This is a genomic window from Actinoplanes sp. NPDC051537, from assembly GCF_055586105.1.
The window spans coordinates 130,322-134,203 of the sequence record NZ_JBVJIU010000012.1 but is presented as its reverse complement, the minus strand read 5'-3'; the positions used below and the strand labels follow the sequence as shown (position 1 = coordinate 134,203).

Here is a 3,882-nt window from a genome sequence, read left to right as displayed (position 1 = left end):
ACGCGCGCGCCGGTCGTTCGGCTCTGCTTACCGATACGCGCGCCGGCGGCTGGGCTCTGCTTACCTATGCGCGCGCCGGTGGCTCGGCTCTGCTTACCTATGCGCGCGGCGGGTCAGGCTCGGGCGGCGGCCGCTCGGGCCAGGGCGGCCTCGCGGATCGGGGCGACGCGGAGGCTGCGGGGCACCGTCGCCAGGACCGTGGAGAGCAGCAGGCGCAGGCCGCGGGCGGAGAGGTCGGCGGTGACGTCGGTGGCGGTCCAGCCGGTGCCGCCGTAGAGGCGCCTCGCCCACGGCGGCAGCATCGCTATGGCCGTGGCGGCTATGCCGGTGTAAGCCCAACGGGTCGGGCCGAGCGTGAGGCCGAGGCGGAGGGCGCGGCCACCCCAGTTCTGCGGGACCGGCGGAACGGTGAGGAACAGCGCGGTCTCGACGCTCTCCTTCGTCAGGGTCAGCTGGGGCAGCATCTCCTCGTAGTAGGCCGCCACGTCGGCGGCGCTCGCCGGGACCGTGGCCGGGTCGAGGCCCATCAGCTCGGCCGCCTGGAGCTGCTCGGTGTAATAGCCGTCGATCTGCTCGGGCGTCAGGCGCACACCGGCGCGTACGGCCGTGGTCAGGAACGACTCGACCTCGGCCACGTGCACCCACCGCAACAGGTCGGGCTCGTCGATGCGGAAGATCTCGCCGGTGCGCGGGTCCCGGGCCCTCATCCGGGCGTGCATGCGGCGTACCCGGAGGGCGGCGGCAGCCACGTCGTCGGTGGTGCCGTAGACGACCGTGCCGACGTAGTTCGACGTGCGGATCAGGCGGCCCCACGGGTCGGCCCGGTAGCCGGAGTTCTGCGAGACGGCGGCCACGGCCCGGGGGTGCAGGGCCTGGAGATAGAGCGAGCGGAGACCGCCCAGCAGGAGGATCGGCTCCGCATGCAGTCGCCACGTGACCGAGTCCGGCCCGAACAGCCCCACGTCCCCACTCATGCGATCCAGGTTGCCACGGAAATCCGGAAAAGTTGAACCCGTTCAGAAACGTGAACCCTGCGGGGCTCAGTCGGCGTCGCGGCGTGCCTGGCAGGCGGGGCAGAGACCCCAGAACGTGACCTCGGCCTCGTCGAGCTCGAAGCCGTGCGCGTCGCCCGGAGCCAGGCACGGGCGCTCGCCGACGGTGCAGTCGATGTCGGCGATCTCGCCGCAGCCCCGGCAGACGATGTGGTGGTGGTTGTCGCCGGCCCGGGCCTCGAAGCGGGCGGGGCTGCCGGCCGGCTCGATGCGGCGAGCCAGGCCGGCCCGGGAGAGCGCGCCGAGCACGTCGTAGACCGCCTGGGTGGAGACCGACTCGAGCCGGGTGCGGGCCCGGCGGGCGATGTCCTCGACCTCGAGGTGGCCGCCCTCGGTGAGGATCTCCAACACGGCGAGCCGCGGCCTCGTGACCCGCAGGCCGTGCTCGCGCAGAAGATCTTCACCGGTGGACATCGGTCCATGACAGCACGGGTTCGGCGGAATGCCCAACACCTGACCTTGGGATCTGGTGCGTTGAACCGGAACGGCCGTCCGGGCGTATGCGCACACAGCGGGTGCTTGCGCCGTCAGATATCTCTAAGCTGACGGTCCCGTTCCATGATCGAGGAGGCGTCTTGTTCGACCAGATCAACGGCCTGCCCGTGCACGTCCTCGTGCTGCACGCGGCGGTCGTCTTCGTCCCGCTCCTGGCCCTCGGCGCCATTGTCTACGCGCTGGTCGGCCGCTGGCGGCCGAAGATCGGCTGGGCCGTCCTGCTGCTGGGCATCATCGCGCCCATCTGCACGTTCGTCGCCAAGGAGTCCGGCGAGAAGCTCTACGACCGCCTGATCGGCCAGGGGCTGAAGGGCAAGGGCAAGGAGATCCTCGACAACCACATGCACTTCGGCACGATGACCTTCTGGTTCACGCTGGCACTGGGCCTGGTCAGCATCGTGCTCGTGGTCCTGACCCGCCGCCCGGACGCCTCCCCGAAGATCGTTCAGTGGGTGCTCGCCGCCGCCGCCGTCGTGCTGGCCGTGATTAGCGGCTACTACGTCTACCGCACCGGCGACTCGGGCGCGACCGCGGTCTGGGGCCAGTACTAGAGAGAAGCCGCGCGCCGCGGGCCGGCGCGATATGGGTGGCGGCGCGCTGGCCGGGGGCAGCGCGCTGTTTGCTGCCCGCGGCTCACCGAGGGCGGGCTGCTTCGGGATGGGCGGTCGGTCTCGTCACGGGTCGGCCGGGAACGTCAGAGGTCAGAAGATGGCGCGGGCGCAGAGCAGGCACATGAGGATCACGGCTATCGCGCCCGCTACGAGGCCCACGCCGTAGGTCACCGTGCGTGCGGAGCCCTCGGCGTCGTCGAGGGCGTCCATGTCCTGTGGCGGCAGCGTGCGCGGGGCCGGGGGCTGGGCGATCGTGGGTGGGCGCCAGCTCGACGGGGGCGGGCTCGGGCGCGGCGGGCCCTGGTAGTCGCGGCCGGGGGCGGGCTTGGGTGTTGCGGCCGGGGGCGGTGCGGGTGAGGCCGCCGCGGGGTCGGGGCGCTGCCAGTACGCGTCGTCCGGGACGCCGGTGGGGGAGCTCACGTTCACCGACGGTACAGCCGAAGGGGGAAGACGGCCGCAGCGGCGCGGCCTACCCTCATAGCCGTGGACATCCTGGATGAGCCTGAGCGCGACAACGACGCCGAACGCGAGGTCGATTTCGAGTCGGAAGAGGTGGCTGTCCTGCCCGACCAGACCCGTGACGACACCGAGCGTGGCTGGGGTGAGCGCGGCGACAACAACGACGAGCGGCTCTGGGAGGACCGGCCGCCGCACTGGGCCTGAGCCCGGCCCGCCGCCTGAGCCCGGCCCGCCGCCTGAGCCCGGCCCCCGGCTGAGCCCCCGCGCCGGCTGAGCCCGCGCGCCGGCTGAGCCCGCGCGCCGGCTGAGCCCGCGCGCCGGCTGAGCCCGCGCGCCGGCTGAGCGCCGGCCGCCCGGCGGGAGCTGTCAGCCGGGGCGGATCAAGATCGCGAAACCGTGGCCGGGGATGGCCACGGCGCGCTCGGCCTCGGTGGGGGACAGGGCCAGGAGCAGGGCGCCGGAGGCGGGGTCGGCGGCGCCGGTCACTCGTAGGACCTCGGCCGCCGCGGCCACGGCCGTTGTCTTGCCGGTGGACTCGTCGACGCTGAGCAGGTCGACCCGGTTGCCGGGATTGATCAGGGCCAGGGCCGTGGGGTCGGCCAGGCGGATCGGGACACCGACGCGGCCCGGTGGGACCCCGGCCGGCATCGGGAGGGCTGAGCCGGGCATCGGGAGGGCTGAGCCGGGCATCGGGAGGGCTGAGCCGGGCATCGGGCGAGCCGAGCCGGGCATCGGGAGAGCCGAGGTGCGCGGCGCCGCGGCCGGGGATGAGACCTTCGGGGGAACGGCCGCGACGCCGCCGGTGGCCGCGCAGGAGCGCGGGGGTGACCACGACGCGTAGGCGGCGAGAGCCAGCAGGGCCGCGACCGCCACGAGGCGTAGCAGCGTGCCGCGGGCCGGCCGGCGCCGGCGCACGGGATCGAGGCGCCCGTCGCCGCGCGTGCGGCGTGCGGTCCCGTGCGGGGTGGGCTGGGGCGTCACCGAGCTGGTGCGGCGGGTAACGCCCATCGTCCGTGCCCTCCCGTCTGCCGTTGAGCGCCGTGGTCGAGGCGCCGGGGCAGACATTAGGGCGGCGGAGAGATCGCTCGCTGGGGGCCTGTGGACAGCCGCCGGGCATGTGGATAACCGGCCGGGCGGCGGGGGATTCTGGTATGCGAAAGCGGGCCAGGCCACCAGCCCGGCGCGCTTTTCGCGTCTAGGTAAACAGAGCAAAAGCGGCTCAGGAGGTCGCCGCAGCCTTTGTGTTCTCGGGCCACAACAAAGTC

Annotated in this window: 6 protein-coding genes; 2 read left to right on the top strand and 4 right to left on the bottom strand. The window is 73.2% G+C overall.

Features of this window, described 5'->3' with window-relative positions; translation table 11 throughout:
- Positions 1 to 113 precede the first annotated feature (113 nt).
- Positions 114 to 974: an oxygenase MpaB family protein gene (locus ACZ6TB_RS28645; RefSeq protein WP_465558856.1), complete on the bottom strand. Its 861-nt coding sequence runs from the start codon at positions 972 to 974 to the stop codon at positions 114 to 116.
- Positions 975 to 1,040: 66 nt separating this feature from the next.
- Positions 1,041 to 1,466 carry a Fur family transcriptional regulator gene (locus ACZ6TB_RS28640; protein ID WP_465558854.1) on the bottom strand — a complete coding sequence of 142 codons (426 nt, stop codon included), beginning with the start codon at positions 1,464 to 1,466 and terminating at the stop codon, positions 1,041 to 1,043.
- A gap of 161 nt (positions 1,467 to 1,627) precedes the next feature.
- On the opposite strand from ACZ6TB_RS28640, the gene ACZ6TB_RS28635 reads away from it, so the two are divergent.
- The gene (locus ACZ6TB_RS28635; RefSeq protein ID WP_465558852.1) at positions 1,628 to 2,098 is read left to right on the top strand and encodes a DUF2231 domain-containing protein; all 471 of its coding nucleotides are present in this window, start codon (positions 1,628 to 1,630) and stop codon (positions 2,096 to 2,098) included.
- A 150-nt stretch (positions 2,099 to 2,248) separates the two neighbouring features.
- On the opposite strand, the gene ACZ6TB_RS28630 is transcribed toward ACZ6TB_RS28635, so the two are convergent.
- Positions 2,249 to 2,578: a translation initiation factor 2 gene (locus ACZ6TB_RS28630; RefSeq protein ID WP_465558850.1), complete on the bottom strand. Its 330-nt coding sequence runs from the start codon at positions 2,576 to 2,578 to the stop codon at positions 2,249 to 2,251.
- A gap of 63 nt (positions 2,579 to 2,641) precedes the next feature.
- Between ACZ6TB_RS28630 and ACZ6TB_RS28625 the strand changes: the two genes are divergently transcribed.
- Complete coding sequence (locus ACZ6TB_RS28625; RefSeq protein ID WP_465558848.1) at positions 2,642 to 2,821, top strand: hypothetical protein; 180 nt, start codon at positions 2,642 to 2,644, stop codon at positions 2,819 to 2,821.
- 162 nt (positions 2,822 to 2,983) lie between these two features.
- Here ACZ6TB_RS28625 and ACZ6TB_RS28620 read toward each other — a convergent pair whose 3' ends face one another.
- Entirely contained in the window at positions 2,984 to 3,625 is a 642-nt protein-coding gene (locus ACZ6TB_RS28620; protein WP_465558846.1) for a hypothetical protein, read from the bottom strand.
- Positions 3,626 to 3,882: the final 257 nt, after the last annotated feature.